Annotated in this window: 15 protein-coding genes; 10 read left to right on the top strand and 5 right to left on the bottom strand. The window is 37.8% G+C overall.

Annotated features, from left to right (window positions below; all coding sequences use genetic code 11):
• Positions 1-13: 13 nt before the first annotated feature.
• Complete coding sequence (locus F4694_RS14085; protein WP_179598894.1) at positions 14-388, bottom strand: VOC family protein; 375 nt, start codon at positions 386-388, stop codon at positions 14-16.
• Positions 389-451: 63 nt separating this feature from the next.
• Positions 452-766: a DUF3899 domain-containing protein gene (locus F4694_RS14080; RefSeq protein ID WP_257029238.1), complete on the bottom strand. Its 315-nt coding sequence runs from the start codon at positions 764-766 to the stop codon at positions 452-454.
• A 387-nt stretch (positions 767-1,153) separates the two neighbouring features.
• Here F4694_RS14080 and F4694_RS14075 point away from each other — a divergent pair, with 387 nt between their 5' ends.
• From F4694_RS14075 to F4694_RS14055, 5 genes are all read left to right on the top strand, one after another.
• A complete protein-coding gene (locus tag F4694_RS14075; RefSeq protein ID WP_179598890.1) occupies positions 1,154-2,824 on the top strand; it encodes a peptide ABC transporter substrate-binding protein in 1,671 nt (556 codons plus the stop codon).
• 168 nt (positions 2,825-2,992) lie between these two features.
• Positions 2,993-3,922: an oligopeptide ABC transporter permease gene (opp3b, locus tag F4694_RS14070; protein WP_179598888.1), complete on the top strand. Its 930-nt coding sequence runs from the start codon at positions 2,993-2,995 to the stop codon at positions 3,920-3,922.
• Position 3,923: 1 nt separating this feature from the next.
• A complete protein-coding gene (gene opp3C / locus F4694_RS14065) occupies positions 3,924-5,078 on the top strand; it encodes an oligopeptide ABC transporter permease (RefSeq protein ID WP_179598886.1) in 1,155 nt (384 codons plus the stop codon).
• A gap of 19 nt (positions 5,079-5,097) precedes the next feature.
• Positions 5,098-6,153: an ABC transporter ATP-binding protein gene (locus F4694_RS14060; RefSeq protein ID WP_179598884.1), complete on the top strand. Its 1,056-nt coding sequence runs from the start codon at positions 5,098-5,100 to the stop codon at positions 6,151-6,153.
• The gene (locus F4694_RS14055; RefSeq protein WP_179598882.1) at positions 6,150-7,085 is read left to right on the top strand and encodes an ABC transporter ATP-binding protein; all 936 of its coding nucleotides are present in this window, start codon (positions 6,150-6,152) and stop codon (positions 7,083-7,085) included. The genes F4694_RS14060 and F4694_RS14055 overlap by 4 nt, the downstream gene beginning before the upstream one ends.
• A 48-nt stretch (positions 7,086-7,133) precedes the next feature.
• Here the strand turns inward: F4694_RS14055 and ilvA are convergent, their stop codons facing one another.
• A complete protein-coding gene (gene ilvA, locus F4694_RS14050; protein ID WP_179599074.1) occupies positions 7,134-8,306 on the bottom strand; it encodes a threonine ammonia-lyase in 1,173 nt (390 codons plus the stop codon).
• A gap of 317 nt (positions 8,307-8,623) precedes the next feature.
• Between ilvA and F4694_RS14045 the strand changes: the two genes are divergently transcribed.
• Entirely contained in the window at positions 8,624-10,756 is a 2,133-nt protein-coding gene (locus F4694_RS14045; RefSeq protein WP_179598879.1) for an immune inhibitor A domain-containing protein, read from the top strand.
• Between the two features lie 102 nt (positions 10,757-10,858).
• On the opposite strand, the gene F4694_RS14040 is transcribed toward F4694_RS14045, so the two are convergent.
• Positions 10,859-13,210, bottom strand: a complete 2,352-nt coding sequence (locus F4694_RS14040; RefSeq protein ID WP_179598878.1) for an immune inhibitor A domain-containing protein — start codon at positions 13,208-13,210, stop codon at positions 10,859-10,861.
• A gap of 324 nt (positions 13,211-13,534) precedes the next feature.
• Positions 13,535-15,370 (bottom strand): M6 family metalloprotease domain-containing protein, encoded by a 1,836-nt coding sequence (locus F4694_RS14035; protein WP_179598876.1) that lies wholly within the window; start codon positions 15,368-15,370, stop codon positions 13,535-13,537.
• A gap of 248 nt (positions 15,371-15,618) precedes the next feature.
• Here F4694_RS14035 and F4694_RS32675 point away from each other — a divergent pair, with 248 nt between their 5' ends.
• From F4694_RS32675 to F4694_RS14020, 4 genes are all read left to right on the top strand, one after another.
• Entirely contained in the window at positions 15,619-15,834 is a 216-nt protein-coding gene (locus F4694_RS32675) for a hypothetical protein (protein ID WP_306458471.1), read from the top strand.
• Complete coding sequence (locus F4694_RS32670) at positions 15,835-16,080, top strand: hypothetical protein (protein ID WP_306458470.1); 246 nt, start codon at positions 15,835-15,837, stop codon at positions 16,078-16,080. It begins immediately after the preceding gene.
• A 337-nt stretch (positions 16,081-16,417) separates the two neighbouring features.
• Positions 16,418-17,602 carry a ParM/StbA family protein gene (locus F4694_RS14025; protein WP_179598874.1) on the top strand — a complete coding sequence of 395 codons (1,185 nt, stop codon included), beginning with the start codon at positions 16,418-16,420 and terminating at the stop codon, positions 17,600-17,602.
• A 12-nt stretch (positions 17,603-17,614) separates the two neighbouring features.
• Positions 17,615-18,208 carry a hypothetical protein gene (locus F4694_RS14020; RefSeq protein WP_179598872.1) on the top strand — a complete coding sequence of 198 codons (594 nt, stop codon included), beginning with the start codon at positions 17,615-17,617 and terminating at the stop codon, positions 18,206-18,208.
• Positions 18,209-18,223: the final 15 nt, after the last annotated feature.

Below are 18,223 nucleotides of genomic sequence, written 5' to 3'. Positions count from 1 at the left end.
CTTGGGCACTTGATTAGACTTCAAATTCGCTCATTAATGCATGAGTATTATCTTCACTATCTTTAAAAAAAGCCATCCATGTTTCCGTTTGGCCCATTTTTGCAATAAGATGTGGTTCGTCAATAAAGATAACATCTTTACTTAGTAAATCCTCATAAGCCTCTTTTATGTTTGCAACTTGAAAGTAAATAATGCTTGAATGAGAATACTCCTCTGTTTCAGGAACACTTAACAAAAGACGGAGCCCGTTACAATCAAAAAACGCTAAACCATTTGAAGTAAATAATAGCGGAAGCCCAAGCTTTTCTTTATAAAAATTTACTGCTTGGTCTAAATTTTTTACTGGAACGGCAATTTGTCCTACTTTCTGAATCTGATTTTTCCCCATTCACAACTTCTCCCTTAATATAAGATAAACTTAATTTTTAGATAAATAGAGTATAACCAAATATTACATTGTATAGTAAAGAACAAGTAAAATCACAAGAAGGACAAGCAATGAGATAGATTGGAATTTAAGGCGTTGATAGAGTGAAGCGTTAAACTTTTCTGAGGGCAATGGTTTATCACGCCAAGATTCTAAATAATCGTTCTTTTTAAACATGAGAGTATTAAATCTTCTAAATCCGAAGGTAACACCATCAAAAAAACCGCCTTTAGCCGTATACATAAATAATACGATGATGAGATAAAAAAAGCTAAGATAGAAAACTGAATTGATAAAGTTCAGCAGATTATAGGCTGACGAAAATATAAGAAAGATCAAAAGGGAAATAAAAAGATTGAGTAATAAAAACTTCCATTTATTTTTAAACATTTACTTTCACCTTATCTTTATAATATTATTTTAAGCATGTAATAAAGAATAAGGGTATTTTAACCTAATACGCTGACAAAGTATACTTTATCCAATTTCTCTTAAAAATTAAGAAAGCGCATTCTGATTTTAGAATAATTTTTTTGTTAAATAATCTAACAAAAAGTATTGATATATCAACTGTAATGTTGCTGTAATCTATAATGATATAGTAATTTTTTGACTCTTTTATATATTTAGTCTTTACAAGAGTAGTAGAAAAATAGTATGATTTCTTTAGCTTCTTTTTTAAGAGCGAATTGACAGAAAAATAAAACAATAGGAGGTCATTTTTTCATGAAGAAAAAGTATGCATGGCTTTTAGCCCTTAGCTTAGTGCTAAGCATGTTCTTAGCAGCATGTTCAGGCGGCGGCGACAAAGACACAGCTGATGATTCCAAAGATACAGCTGATAAGCCAAAAGTAGAACAAACATTAAACTTTATTAATGGTGACACTATTCCATCTATGGACCCATCATTAGGTACTGATGAATATGCATTCCAATTCTTAGGTGCTACAATGGAAGGTCTATACCGTCTTGACGAAAAAGGTCAAGTAAGTGATGGTATTGCAACGAAGCATGAAGTAAGTGAAGATGGTAAAACTTGGACATTTACTTTGCGTGAAGATGCTAAGTGGTCTAATGGCGACCCTGTAACTGCTAACGATTTCGTTTATGCTTGGCGTCGTGCGGTTGACCCAGCAACTGGATCTGAATATGGTCCATACATGATGGGCGGCGTTATTAAAAACGCAACTGCTGTAAACAAAGGTGAAGTTCCTGTTGATCAATTAGGAGTTAAAGCTGATGGCGATTTCAAACTAGTTGTTGAACTTGAAAATGCAACTCCATACTTTGAATCTTTAACAACTTTCGGTACTTTCTTACCATTGAACCAAAAGTTCGTTGAAGAAAAAGGTGATACATTCGCTACTAGCGCTGATACATTATTATCTAATGGTCCATTCAAGTTCTCTAACTGGACTAGTACTGCTCAAGAGTGGGAATTAGTTAAGAATACAGATTACTGGGATGCAAAAACTGTTAAATTAGAAAAAATGCATTATGTAGTAGTTAAAGAATCACAAACAGCTGTTGACCTATATGAAAAAGGTGAAGTTGATCGTGCTGGTTTATCATCTGACCTAGTTGACCAATACTCAACTCATGATGATTACACAGTAGAACCTGATACTTCTGTATTCTATATTAAGTTCAACCAAACAAGAAACAAAGCTCTTGCTAACGCAAACGTACGTAATGCACTTGCTCGTGCATTTGATAAGCAAGCATTAGTAGATGAAATCTTAAACAACGGTTCTATCGTTGCTAACGGTCTAGTACCAAAAGATTTCGTTCCAACTCCAGATGGTAAAGACTTCCGCGAAGTTAGTGGAGATCTAATGAAATACGATTTAGACGAAGCTAAGAAATACTGGGAAAAAGCTTTAGCTGAACTAGGAACTGATTCAGTTGAAATCGAATTCCTAGGCGGAGACAACGAAGTTTCTAAAATGATGAACCAATACCTTGCAAACCAATGGACAACTAACCTACCTGGTTTAAAAGTTACTTTAAAAGAAGTACCATTTGAACAACGTCTAGAACTAGACACAGCTATGGATTATGACATGCAGTTTGCTGGATGGGGACCTGACTTCCTTGATCCATATACCTATATGAATCTTTGGTTAACTGATGGCGGAAACAACCAAATGGGCTATTCTAACCCAGAATATGATAAGTTAGTAAATGAAACAGCTACAACTTTAGCTACAGATCCAGAAGCACGTAATGAAAACTTCTTAAAAGCAGAAAAAATCTTATTTAAAGATGCAGCAATCGCTCCTGTATATCAAAGAGCATCTGCTCTACTAGTTTCTCCTAAAGTACAGGGTGTATTTACAAACCCATTCGGAGCAACTTATGAATACAAGTGGGCTAGCGTTGGCGCTGAAGAATAATAATCAGTAAAAAAATAGTATAGTATACTATTATAAAATTGAAGGGAGTGTATGCTTTTAAAGCATATACTCTCTTTCGGCTTATGGGTGTGAATATTCCGATTATAACAAAAATTTATAATCGACTCGATATAACATATAATAAAGAGAAATTTAGGAGGTGCAAACATGACTCGATATTTACTCCGTCGCGTATGGTATATGTTAATAACATTATTTATTATTGCGACTTTCTCGTTCTTTCTTATGAAAATATTGCCGGGTAGCCCGTTACAGGCAGAAGATAAATTGAGTGAAGAACAAAAGGCAATTATTTTAGAAAAATATGGGTTGAATGAACCTATTCCAGTTCAATATGCAAAATATCTTGGTGGGCTTGTAAAAGGTGATTTGGGCGTATCGTTTAAGTTTGACAATACACCGGTTACAACAATCTTGATGGACAGAATCGGGCCATCTGCACTATTAGGCTTTCAAGCATTGGTAGTTGGGTCTATCTTAGGTATAATCCTTGGATTATTAGCCTCTATCTTCAGGAATAGTCCAATTGACTTTTCTTCTACCATTATCGCAGTTATAGGAACCTCGATTCCTTCATTTGTGTTTGCAGGATTATTACAATATGTATTTGCTGTAAAATTAGGCTGGTTCCCTGTGGCTTTATGGGGCACATCTGCACATACCATCTTGCCAACGATCGCTTTGGCGATTCACCCGATGGCAACAGCTGCACGTTTTACAAGAACTGAGATGGTAGAAGTATTACATTCTAACTACATCATTACCGCGCGCGCGAAAGGTGTTTCTGAAACCGGAATCATTTTAAAACATGGATTGCGAAATGCACTTATTCCGTTAATCACCGTATTGGGCCCGATGGCAGTTGGTTTGATGACAGGTTCAATGGTTATCGAACAAATTTTTGCAATTCCTGGTATAGGTGAGCAATTCGTTACATCTGTTATGGTAAATGACTACCCAACAATTATGGGTACAACATTGTTATTTGCTTTTGGATTTATTGTGATTATCTTAATCATTGACCTCCTATACGGATTAATTGATCCTAGGATTAGACTAGCAGGAGGAAATAAATAAAATGGATAAAAATAACTTAAATAATATACCAAAAGATTTATTTGTTCCTCTGGTACGTAAAGAGGATACGAGTGAAAAAATATCAGCTCCAAGCAGAACGTTTTTTCAGGACGCAAAAAGAACACTTTTAGGTAATAAGCCTGCCGTTTTCAGTATGATTCTTATCCTGTTTATTATTATCATGAGTATTGTTGGTCCATGGATGAACGACTTTGGCTCAGATGAACAGGATTTAAAAAGAGCAAAAATGCCTCCACGTGTACCAGTTCTAGAGAATGTCTCTTGGCTAGGTATGGATGGTACATTATCTGGAAAGTTCCAAGGGAAAGATGTTCAGCAGGCTACGGCCAAGGCGAATGCAAGATTTGATAATAAAGAAGAGTTTATTGATATTAAAGTCCTTAATAAAGGTGACGGTACAAGAAATTCTGCAGAAGTTGAAGCAACCTACCGAATCTATGAAGCAAAGGATATGAAAGACACTTATTTCTGGTTTGGCAGTGATGCCTTAGGACGTGACCAATGGACAAGGCTTTGGGAAGGTACAAGGGTTTCCTTAATCATTGCTTTTGTTGCGGCAGTACTTGACCTTGTTATTGGGGTTGCTTATGGTGGGATTTCTGCTTTTTATGGCGGAAGAGTTGACAATGTGATGCAGCGTATCGCTGAGATTTTGGTAGGTATTCCTAACCTAGTTATTATCTTATTAATGATGCTCGTTCTTAAGCCAGGTATTATTTCGATTGTCATTGCTTTATCGATCACTGGCTGGATTGGTATGTCCCGAATTGTCCGTGGTGAAGTATTAAAGCTAAAAAACCAAGAGTTTGTTTTAGCTTCAAGAACTTTAGGGACGTCTAACGGTACAATCATTAGAAAACACTTAGTTCCAAATATCAGCGGTATTATCATTATTAACACAATGTTTTCAGTTCCAGGAGCGATCTTTTTTGAGGCATTCCTAAGCTTTATTGGACTAGGTATTGTTCCTCCAGATGCATCACTAGGATCTTTAATTGACCTTGGGTTTGATAACCTCAGACTTTATCCATACATGCTTGTGTTCCCGGCAATTGTAATTTCTGTACTTATGATTGCATTTAATATTGTTGGTGATGGTTTGAGAGATGCATTTGATCCTAAAATGCATAAATAAGAAGGTAGGTGTTTAATAAATGAGTAAATTATTAGAAGTCAAAGATTTAAAAGTATCATTTAACACCTACAATGGTGAAGTGCATGCTGTTCGTGGTGTTACCTTTGATTTAAATAAAGGTGAAACATTGGCAATAGTAGGCGAATCTGGATCCGGGAAGTCAGTAACCTCTAATGCGATCATGAGACTTCTTCCAGAGCCGCATGGCTATATTAAAGAAGGTCAAATCCTTCTTGAGGGAGAAGACATAGCAAAGAAAACCAGCAAGGAAATGCAAAAAATTCGTGGAAAAGACATTTCAATGGTTTTCCAAGATCCAATGTCATCTCTAAATCCGACGATGAAAATCGGAAATCAGATCATGGAAGGTCTGATTAAGCACCAAAATATGAGCAAACAAGAAGCAAGGAAAACAGCGCTTGAACTTCTAACTCTTGTTGGAATTCCAAGACCTGATGTACGTATAGATCAATACCCTCACCAATTCTCAGGCGGTATGCGTCAGCGTGTAGTTGTAGCGATTGCTTTAGCATGTAATCCCAAAATTCTAATTGCAGACGAACCAACGACTGCGCTTGACGTAACCATTCAAGCTCAAATCTTAGAATTGATGAAGAGTATTCAACAAAAAACGGATAGTGCGATTATTTTTATCACACACGACCTTGGTGTCGTAGCAAACGTGGCAGATCGCGTAGCGGTTATGTACGCTGGAAAAATCGTAGAAATTGGGACAGTAGATGATATTTTCTACAACCCTAAACACCCATATACGTGGGGATTGATCGGTTCTATGCCTACATTGGATAGCAGTGACGAAGAGCTTTTCGCTATTCCTGGCAGTCCGCCTAACATGCTTACTCCTCCTGTAGGGGATGCGTTTGCTCCAAGAAATCAATTTGCTTTAGAAATTGATACAGTAATGGAACCACCGATGTTTAAGGTTTCAGACACACATTACGCAGCAACCTGGCTACTGCACCCAGATGCGCCTAAAATTGAGCCGCCTGATGCTGTTAAGCACAGGATGCAAGGTTTTGCTCAAACAGGTACTAAAGGCGGTGGAAAACGGTGACAAGAGAAAAACTACTTGAAGTAAAGAACTTACAAAAGCATTTTGCTGTAGGGAAAAAGAATACAATCAAGGCTGTTGACGGTGTTAGCTTTGACGTATATAAGGGTGAAACCTTTGGTCTAGTTGGGGAATCTGGTTGTGGAAAGTCTACAACAGGGAGAACAATTATTAGACTTTACGATGCAACAGGCGGCGAAGTTAAATTTAATGGTGAAGATGTTCATGGCAAGAAAAACAAGTCCCAACTCCTTAAATTTAATCGGAAAATGCAGATGATTTTCCAGGATCCGTCTTCATCCTTAAATCCAAGAATGACGGTACTCGATATCATTGCTGAAGGTCTAGACGTCCACAAACTAGTAAAAAACGATGCTGAGCGCAAGGCAAAAGTTGAGGAATTACTAGAAGCGGTAGGTCTAAACAAAGAGCATGCTACTCGTTTCCCTCATGAATTCAGCGGCGGGCAAAGACAGCGGATTGGTATTGCTAGAGCGCTGGCAGTGGATCCTGAGTTTATCATTGCCGATGAACCTATTTCTGCATTGGACGTCTCTATTCAAGCACAGGTAGTTAATCTGCTTAAGAAACTCCAAAAAGAACGTGGATTAACGTATTTGTTCATCGCTCATGACCTTTCAATGGTTAAGTATATTTCAGACCGAATTGGCGTGATGTATATGGGTAACTTGGTAGAATTAGCAGAGAGTGATGAATTATACAACAATCCTATTCATCCTTATACAAAATCATTGTTATCCGCTATTCCTCTTCCAGATCCAAGATACGAGCGTACGCGTAAACGTATGCCTTATGATCCAACTGTACATGATGCAGATGGTGAGTTTGAGCTAAGAGAAGTTACACCAGGTCATTTTGTACGTTGTACGGCAAAGGAATTTGAAAGATACCAAAATGAGCAAAAAAATAAATAAGCAGTAGTTAAAAAAGAGTGTTGACGAATCAACACTCTTTTCTTATGGCTAAAAATAGGCCACCTCTACACTAGCATTACTTTCTTTTAGGACTTTATAAAGCATATCGATATGTTCGTTGTTTTTTGTTTCTACCGATATTTCCAGACCAGCATATCCAGGATATATATTTTTACCCATTCGATTGAGATTAACGGATTGGATGTTCGCATCTAATTCGGTAAGAGAGCTCAAAGTCTTTTGAAGTTCACCAGGTTTATCCTTTAGGGTGATGGTAAATGTAGCAAAGCGCCCCGACTCGACTAAACCGCGTTCGATGATTCTTGAAATAAAATTCATATCAACATTGCCTCCGCTTAATATGGCAACTACTTTCTTTTCTTTCAAGTTTACTTTCTCATATAAAAGTGATGATAGTGAACATGCTCCAGATCCTTCCACTAGCAGTTTGTTTCTTTCTAATAGCATAAGCATCGTTCTAGCAATTTCCATCTCATCGACACAATAAATATCATCTACATATTTTTGAATGATTTCAAATGTTCTCTGTCCCGGCTTTTTAACAGCGATCCCATCTGCCATTGTCGGAGTGGAGTCAACCATTACTGGTTTCTTTTCCTTTAAAGATGTTTTCATGCTTGGGCAGGCAAGCGCCTGGACTCCATATACGGCTATATGGGGGTTTTTCTCTTTTACAGCTAGTGCAACTCCCGCAATTAGCCCGCCGCCTCCTACAGGGCAAATAATTGCCTCTACGTCTTGGAGTTGGTCGAGTATCTCTAATCCAACTGTTCCTTGTCCGGCAATAATCGCTTCATCATCAAAAGCATGAATAAAGGTGGCGTCCCTTTCCTCTTTTAGTTCCAAAGCATATGCAAGGGCATCATCGAATGTACCTCCTTCTTGGAGTACCTGTGCTCCATACTGTTTCGTAGCTAATACCTTACTAAGGGGTGCACCCTTTGGCATTACAATCGTACAGTCTACGCCAAGCATTTGACTTGAATACGCAACTCCTTGTGCATGGTTGCCTGCTGAAGCAGCTACTACCCCCTTTTGCAGCTCTTCCTTTGACAGTGAAATCAGTTTATTATAAGAACCTCTCACTTTAAAGGACCCAGTCTTTTGGAGGTTTTCAAGCTTTAAATATACTTCATTATGAGAAAGCCGACTAAATGTCTTGGAGTAGTCTAAAGGCGTGCTATGGACAGCCCCCTTCATCTTCTCCCTTGCAATGATAATATCATCTACATTCACATTTCTTCCTCCTGTTTACATACTTTTTCTTAGGGTGTACTGCTAAAAAGTAAACTATGAGTTATTTCCGGGAAATAATATCAATATTAAGGTTTGGTCCTTTTGTAGGAGAAATAATGATATAAATATCACGTTTTTTAGGGAAATTGGAACATGAAGAATCATACAAAAATTGGAACTTTAGGAATAGGCGTTTGTATCTAATTAACCATATATTCCAAAAATTCATTATGTTACTATTATTTCGAAAACATATAGAGATAAAAGGGAGGAACCAGAAGTTGAAAAAGAAAAAGTTATTATCAATTCTAGCAACTGGTGCATTAGCGCTATCACTTTTTGCTCCGTTATCAGCTAATCATTCAAAAGCAGAAGCTGCTACTTCTACAACGGCAAAATGGGATGTAGAGCGTTATGGGGATCGAGTGGATATTGATGGTCAACTAAATCTACTAAGTAAAGATTCTTCATACTTAAAGCAGGCAGAAGCGAAGATTGCTGAGCAAGCTGCGAAGATTAATTTTAATGAAAATCAATCATCAGAAAGTGCTGCATCAACTAGCAGTTTTACATATGATGGGGGAACCAAACAATTCTTAAATAGAGGGTTAAAATTCAAACCATTTACATTACGTAGTGTGGGAGAAAATGTTGAAATCTGGGTGGCTAATGACCTCTCATTTAAACCGGGTGATCCGCGCCCAGCTCATGTGGTAACACAAGCACAAGTAGATAAACTACGTGATGAATTTGATAATAATATTTACCCGAAAGCGACAGCGTTCTTTGGAACACCGGATGTTCATGATGGGTCAAAATCTCCATTGGCAGGTAAAAATGTTCCTGTGGGATATTATGAGGGAAGCGACAAGGTTATCATGTTAGTAGATAATATTCAGGATGATAACTATAACAACCCTGCTTATCCATTCTTTGTTGCTGGTTTCTTCTGGCAAACACTAGAAAACTATATTGATAGAAATATCATTACAATCGATACAAACAGCTGGGAAACTCGTTTAGAGTCTACCTTCTTCGGTACAACCATTCATGAGTTACAACATTTAATTCATGCTGACAATGATGGTGCGGAAGAAACTTGGTTAAATGAGGGTATGTCTACTTTCTCTGAATATCTTGGTGGATATGGACATGACGACAGCTCTATTAACTTTTACTTAGATCATCCTGAGAACTCACTAGTGAATTGGGATGAACACCAAGGAGCAAAAACTGGTCCAGAAACAATTGCAGATTATGGTCAAGTTTACCTATTTACCTTATATATGAATGACAAATTTGGTCGAGAGTTTATTCGTGACTTAGCGCTAAGTGAAACACAAGGGATGAACAGTGTAAACGATGTATTAAAGGCACATGGTTCTAGCCTTGACTTTACGCAACTTTATCAAAACTTTATTACTGCCTTAACACTAGATACTGATCGAGTTGGTAATGGAATCTATAATTTTGACAGTATTGACCTTCGTGATGTAGTTGTAAATGCTACAACAGGTGCAAAGCGTGGCAAGACTGTTGACTTTGAAAAAGCTGTTACATTTGAAAAAGAAGGGGTACCAGCTTGGGGTGGTGACTTTAAAGAGTTAGATTTCCAAGATAAAATTAGAAGTATTTCTTTTGATGGTGTGGATTTCTTAGGAACTCCATGGACATCTGTGACAGATCCTAAAAATGCTGCAAATAAAGTATTATGGGGTGGACAGGGAGACGAAGCTGATAATGCTTTAATCTTCGAAGCCGATCTTACTGGTGTTAAAAGTGCAACATTGAAGTTTGATAACTTAATTGATATCGAAGAGCAATGGGATTTCGGAATGGTTCAAGTTTCAACTGATGGTGGAGAGACTTGGAATAGCTTAGAAAATGAAAATACACGCAGTGATGTTGTTGAAGAAGGCTATCCAAAAATTAAAGATAACGTACCTGGATTTACAGGAACATATGACAACTGGCAGGAAGAAAGCTTTGATTTAAGTCAATATGCAGGTCAAAAAGTATTAGTTTCATTCCGTTACTTAACTGACTGGGGTACAACTCAAGCTGGATGGTATGTAGATGATATTGCAATTCCAGAAATCGGTTATAGCAACGATGGAAGCTCTACAGACAGCTTCAAATCGTTCCAAGAACTAGCTGGTCAATATGTAAACTACACTGTAACATTTATAAACGAGAAGGAAGTTGGTAATAAAAAGGGTGCAAAAACGAATTACAAGGTAATCACAGTAGATCCATTCAATGTTACAGAAGAGGATGCACTAACTCTAAGACAGTTATTCAAAGATGGAAAGAACTATATGATTACATCTTACGCGGCTCCTGCCGATGATAAAAATCCAGTTGATTTTTCTTATGAAGTACATTTGAAAGAGAAAACTGGAAAGAAGAAGTAAGAATTAAGACCGGATAATGACTTAAAATAGTCGTTATTCGGTTTTTTTATTATAAAAGTGACTCCGGCAAGCACCGGAGTCACCAAAAGTAGATATTTAATTTTATTTAAAGATTAATACTTTACCAACAGTACCATCGGAGCTTTCACCAACGACACGGAATTTTAAACCGTATTTTGGGACATTACGTCCTGCGTCAACAAGACCCGGATTGGAGTAGTTTGCACTATCATCGAATAGTGGGTTACGTTGAGTAAAGTTGTCAGTCATTGTAAATTGACCTGGGTAATTTAAGAACATTTTCTCTGTTTTACTTAATCCAAATGCTGCGTCATGCATTTGGTATCGAGTAGAACCTACCGCTTTATCACTCCAGTAATTTGTATGCTGGTCTGCATCGACTACCCCTAAGAATCCTTCACCAGGGTGAATACCAGTCCAGTTGTCGTCCCCATAGGACTCATCTACATACCATACTACGAGGCCTTTATCATAAGACATCAAGCTTGCACCGCGGCGGATATTCTTTAATCCAATATCAACTCCGTTGTGAGTTCTCCATTCTAATAAATAGTAACGGTTTGAGAAAAACTTTCCTTGATCTGTTTTAAACCCGTCCAATTTAAAACTAGACGAACCTTCGGCATCGTCAGTTAAAACTTTGCTGCCGTCAACAGTAATGGAAATGTCATCAACATAGAAGCCGGTTAAGGAAACAGCTACATCTGTCCAGTAATTAAGCCTTAATTCAATATTTTTACCCGTATAGGCAGAAAGGTCGAAAGAAGCGTCAACCCACCCATTGGATGAGCCAGTAATACCGTTACCAGGATTTTGCTTGTTGGGATTAGTATCTGTGGTGATGTTTCCTTTAATAGCTGTCCAGGTATTACTTCCAGCTTCCTTAACTTGAACAGAAGCATAATCCCAATCCGTTTCAATATCGTACCACGCTTTGAAGTTTAGAACTGCGTTTGTAGCATTGGTAAGATCGACAGTAGTCGACATCGAATTGTCTAGTTCATCACCTTTGCCGCCGTAATATTCATTTTTTCCACTGGCAGGGGTATTAACCACAGTTTCCTTATCAGGTAAATCAACTCGAACTGCGTCGTTATTTGTGCCCTTTGTTACAGCTTCGTCAAGAAGAAAAGTTGTACCATTCTTATCGATTTCAGTTGAATTAAGTGTTGTTCCACTTAACCAGTTGCCTCCATGTAGATCCTGAAGCATTTGTCTTGAATACGGGCTAATTCCAGGTGGCTCTGTACCAGGAATAGCACCTGTCCAGCTTCCGCTTGACATCAATGACCAGTACTCTACAGGTTCTCCAGCCCCACTGTAAATGGTATCATATTCATCTGGAAGACCTAAGTCATGTCCAAATTCATGTGTAAAGACACCCGCAGCACCATCTTCAGGCTCGATTGTATAATCCCATGCACCTAAAAGGCCGCCAAAACGGTCACTGTTAGATGATCCACCAGGTACTGCAACAGGTCCTGTCGAAAGTTTAGATCTGTGTGACCAAATGGCATCGCCACCTAGGCTTCCTCCTCCTGCTTCTTCTCCTACACCTGCATGGATAACCATTAAGTGGTCAATTAAACCGTCTGGCTCAGCATATACACCGTCTCCATCATAATCATCACGATCCCAAGCATCATATTCACTTAAATCCACATTAGGATCTTTTGCTGCTTTTTTAAGAGCTTCATAAACTAGTGTTCTTGCTGCTGCATCATTACCGTCAGGAGCAGGAACGTTTTCACCGTAATATTTTGCTGGGTGATCTGCAGTGTACCAGCCTGCGATTTCACCTTCAACCGAGTAACTGCCGCCAGATTGCTGCTCATAGTATTGCTTCATAGAAACATAAGTTTTTCCATCTGGACCTTTATAGCCATTATCCCCAAAGACCATATCCTGGAAGTGTGATTTTGGATAATCTTCATACCACATGTCTGTTTCTTCTTTAGTGATGGAGCCTGTCCGATAATCAGGAAAGTCTATTGCCAGAACTAGAACTTTATCTGTACGAACTTCACCGTTATAGTTTTCTTTTTGTACGGGAGCTACAGTGTCCTTCTTTGCTTGTCCTAATTTATTTCCATTTCCATTCTTAAGACCATTTGATATGGAATTGTTATCTTCTTTTATATTTGCAATAGCCTTTGGTAATTTATCTTTTGTCTTAGTTGATTGGCTCTTTGCTTTTAAATAGACTTTTAATGCCTTTTCCGCCTCTGCAGGGCTAGCATTTTTTGCTATTTTTCCCTCACGTTTCAGCATTTCTATTAATCTCTCATCATTTGCAAGTGCTAAATCTGCTGTTACCCCAAATTTACTACCTTTTTCTACTGCTTTTACATTTAGTGGGGTTGCTGCCACATTAAACAATCCTAGACCGAGTGATAGTGTAAGTGCAGTGGATAGTATTTTTCTCTTCTTCATATAGAACCTCCCTTTATTTGTTTTTACCCCTTTTAATACAGTTACTACTATGTACAAATCCCTCCTTATTAGAAAAGAATCTACTAATCTTAAAATGGTTCGAGTCCCTAAGAATATAGTAGTGTAATATGATGATATAATTTTGATTGAATATTGTAAATATTAAAATAACTACTTACAAAAATAGAAGTAATATTACCAAAAACGACAACAGCCTTCGAGGAATAGTTGGAGTATTTTACAAAAAAGTTAAAATAAAGGGGTGTTCATCTATAAGAAAAGGAAAAAACCTGAGTCCAGTTGAACTCAGGTCTTTGTAAAATATTACTTTTGCGTAGCTTCATTAAAGCTATAGTAGAACTTAGCAGTGATAGAACCGTCAGCATTTTCTTTAATATCAGTTACATGAATTCCAGAGTCTGCTGGAGTAGCGCTATAGCCTTTCCAGAAGTAGTAGGAACCAGTATGAACATTAGAAGAGGTTGGAGTAATCTTTGCACCTGTCTTAAAGAAGTCTCCAGCATTACCGCGGTTTAGGTTCTTTTCTAATTCATATTTTCCATCGGCCTGAAGTAGGGATAAACCATAATGGGTAACAACAGTGCCGTCACTTGCTGTTTGTGACTGATTAAACTGGAATCGTTTGTTCATCCAGTTTTCAACGTTGTTAGGACGGAAGCCGGCAGTTTGATATAAGTTTAAGATGTTTTCATCGACATGCCATGCTAATAATCCGTGAGAATCTGTACCTTGGCGAATTAAGCCTTTATTAAATCCATCTTGCTGTACGTTTTCGAATAAGAAATACTCTGTTCCGTTAGAACCTGGAACCTCCATTTTTACGATTCCATTTGTAGCACTGGCTTTATTAATAGGTGGTAAGGTAATTTCTTTGACTCCATCTGTTGGTTTAACTTCTTTTGGCTCTGCCCATCCTAGGAAAACTTTTGAGAATGGATCAAAGTGAGTAGGTGAGTTACCAGAGTAGGCGTTATTGTCTGGATAACGCATCCATGAACCGCCTGCCATCATTGAGTAGTTTCCAACACCTTCAGAAGTATATACAGTATCATAGAAATCTGGTAAACCTAAAGCATGGCCAAATTCATGAGCATATACCCCAGCTTGTGCAGGATATGGACCTGTTTTAGAAGCTTCATCATAGCCTCCAGTTGTTAAATTGAACCCTGCTACGTTTCCACCAATAGCTGGCTGAATGTTATAGTTGTCAACGATAACACCATCATATGTCATATCTTCTTTTACGGTTTTATTGATCCAAGCACTTTGACTCATACCAGAATGAACATCTGCAGGTTTACCAGTTTCATAGTATTTACCATAGTATAATGCACTTAATAGACTCCATTTGTGGGACCAGAATTGTGCAGGGTCTTGGCTCCACTCAGCTCCTGTTCCTTCGTGAATAACGAAAACGTTTGGAACTTCGCCGTTTTCAGCATACTTTGAGAAATCTACTTGTGCGTCTGCAGCTTTTAATAGATCACGGACGAATTCACCAGTATGAGCATCTCCGTTTACGTTACCTAGTACGTATTTACCATTCTCAGCATAAGTTCCTTTTTGGTCTAAATAATATGAAGCCCCTTTAGGAAGTTCTACCCATACAAATTCAGTGTTTTCCTTGCGAACTAAATTAACTCTGCCATTACTAGATTCTTTATAGGCATTTTGCATGGTGCGATCTGTTGGAGCCTTAACTCCGTTATATTCAGCATATTGTTTGAATGCTTCATAACCATATGGATTATATTCTGTACCAAAAATTAAGTCTTCATAGTAATGAGCAGGAACCTGTCCTTTTAGGTCACCAACAGGCTCATCGCCATCCTTATATTTTGCCAGGATTACTAAAACAGGTACATCTCCTGTAGCAGGCTTATTGGTTACGTGGTTGCCGCCAGGCTCCTGGAATTTGGTCCCTATATTAGCCTTTTGAGCAGGGTCAACCTTTGATAAGTCGACACCTAGTTCTTTAGCCTTTGCTGCCAATTCTGGAGCAGCTCCAACAAAATCAGCTGGACTTAGATTGTATGTACCGTTTGTTGCGGATGGAGCTTCAGTAGGTTGAAAGCCTGCTGCAACAATACTTCCAGCTAATGCTAGAGTTAGACCGGTTTTTGATAGTACTTTTAACATGAGCGTCACTCCTAAAATTATTTGAGAATTATAATATATCAGAATTGTCAGATATATAAGAGGGATAAAAGACCTTATTTTGTTATATATTTAGGGAGGCGAAATTCCTAATTACTAGCATTTTTTTGTGATAAAAGTTTTTGATTAATAGACTGAAGTTATAGGATGTTTCTAGATACTATTATAATGCTCTGATAAAACGGCTATGCTAAGGTATAGGGTATATAGATAGAGAGGAAGGTTTATCAATGAAAGAAGCAGCATCTGTGTTAAAAAAGCTAAATTTTAAGGATCAAGGATGGCCAGTATTAGTTATCAATGCACCACCGTCTTATAATGATGTTAAGGCAGCCTTCGAAGGGGAGATCCATCAACAGGCTGAGCTTGAGAAGTATGAATTTGTGCAAGTGTTTGGAACAAGTAATCAAGAACTTCAATCACATGCAAAAAACGCGGTGGCATAGGTGATTGGAGTTGGTTTACTGTGGCTTTGTTATCCTAAGAAGTCATCGAAAGTCTATAAAGGATCAGATTGCAGTCGTGAATCAGTCATGTATATGCTCTCTGAAGAAGGTTATGAACCAGTAAGACAGATCGCTATTGACGATGACTGGTCTGCATTAAGGTTCCGGAGCACTGATAAAATTAAGAAAATGGTTCGAACCTTTGCTGTAACAGAGGCTGGTAAAAAACGTACGGAGCAGGAATAGACTCTCTAGATTGAGGGTCTATTTTTGTTTACAAAAAGTGTTTACCTGTTTACGTGAATTGTACACATGTTTACGATCTTGTTTACATTGTGTTTACAAAAATGTTTACACGTATACAAATTAGTACACATGTTGATATGACGCTATGTATACAGGTTTGTAATCGTTGTACACGAAAAGTGTATACAACGATTACGTAATGTTTACAATTTTACACTTTCATTTCTTTTAAACTTCCTGATTGAAGAATCTATCAATCTCCTATACTCTTATACTAGAGAAGTTAGATACATATCTTTATTAACATCTTAATTAATAGAATGAAAGGATGACAATTTTGAATAATAGTAGAATTGCAGCCGTTGATGTTGGAAATGATTCGATTAAGGCGATTTTTGGAGAAATGGAATATGAACTTAATATCCCAAATATTATTGCCAGAGATACTGAGGACCGCCCTGTAATTGGAATTGAGGAATTAGATGACAAAAATCCTCTTGATGGCATTCATGTCAGAGTCCACTCCCCTGCTTTGAAGGATAATAATGCTATTTACCGTGTTGGTAATCTCGCAACAAAAAGTCCTAATGGAACAGAACTAGATCCTGGCAGCAGCAAGTCTGAGGAAGACCAAACGTTAGTTCTACTTTTTACTACATTAGCATTAGACGCGGTAAAAGAAGGGAATAAGAATAATTTCCGTCAAACGAAAAACGTCATTGATGCGAACTACACACTTGGAACGGGCCTCCCTCTTCGTGAAGTTAAGGAAGGAAAGGACGCAGGCTACCGTTCAAAGTTAATCGGTTCCGTTCACCAAGTTGAGTTTCTAGTTACACCTAAATATCAAGGATTAAAAGTAAACATTAAGTTTGATGAAATAAAAGTATACCCTGAAGGCTTTGCGGCTTACATTAACCTTGTTATGGATAATAACTCAAAAATTATTAATAAGGACTTAATTGATAAGCGTATCTTGATTCAAGATATCGGAGGATTATCAACGGATATCGCCGTTATTAAAAATCGAAATGTCGATGATGATAAAGCACAAGGCTTTAATCTTGGGGTTTCAGAATCATTGGAAGCAATCCGTGAAGAAATTAGAACAAAGCATGGTGTGGAACTAGATAGCCGCCGTGATGTTGTTGAAATCATCACGAAGAAAAACGACCGAAATCATATCATGGTTAAAGGAAGCCGTACTAGTGTTCACGATATAACAGACCGTATCCTGCTAGATTTGGCAAAGAAACAATACCGTTTATTGCGAAATGTTTGGTCAAAGAACTCCCAAACAGAAATTTGCTACTTTGTTGGCGGCGGTGCAACCGTATTAAAGGATTATCTTAAAACATTAAATAATAATCTTGATGGCTTTAATATTGACTTCTTTGAAGATGAAAAAGAGAGTATTTGGATGATGGCAAATGCCTATTACAAGCTCATTATGGATTATGCGAGAAAAGCAGAGAAACAAAAAGTTGAACAAACGCAAACGAAAAAACCTGTTACCAATTAATAGGGTGATGATATGAAGAAGGCTGGTTCAACTGAAATTCAACGGGGACAGGCTATTTCCTTCCGTGTCCCTTCTGACACACCTGACCATTTAATTAAGCAACTGCAAAAATTAAAGGATACCGAAAGAAGAAATTTTTCAAGCAAAATCGCTGAGTTTGTGATGGAAGGTGTCGGTAACGTCAATGCAAGAGAGCGCGAGATCATTACTGTTCCGCTTCCGAAAAAGCTCACAAAGGCACAGCGGGACTGGTTGAAGCACGAGCATTCAGAGGCATTATTGGGCAGTATTATCTATCAATTAATATCTGATCCGGTTCGTTCTACCACTCTCCTCGCAAGTTTAAATAGCAAATCAATCGATATTGATGAAGCTCTATACCTGCAAGAAGAAGTATTTCCTGAGAAACCTGAAATCAGCTCCTATCCAGATAACAATAGTGCGGTTGAGGAAATTGCTGCTTCTATTGATTTATCAGATATGGATGATGATTTAGATGAGTTTGATTGGGAAAATGCCAAACCTTTGATACAAGAAGAAAAGGTAGAGGAAGAGCCTGATTTAGATGACTTGTTGGGTGGATTTTTAGCCAGTATGAATAAGTAAAAAATATGGACCCCA

The sequence above is a fragment of the Neobacillus driksii genome (assembly GCF_013409995.1).
GTDB lineage: Bacteria > Bacillota > Bacilli > Bacillales > Cytobacillaceae > Neobacillus > Neobacillus driksii.
Note: the sequence above shows the minus strand (reverse complement) of the source record. Positions and strands in the feature narration are given on the sequence as shown.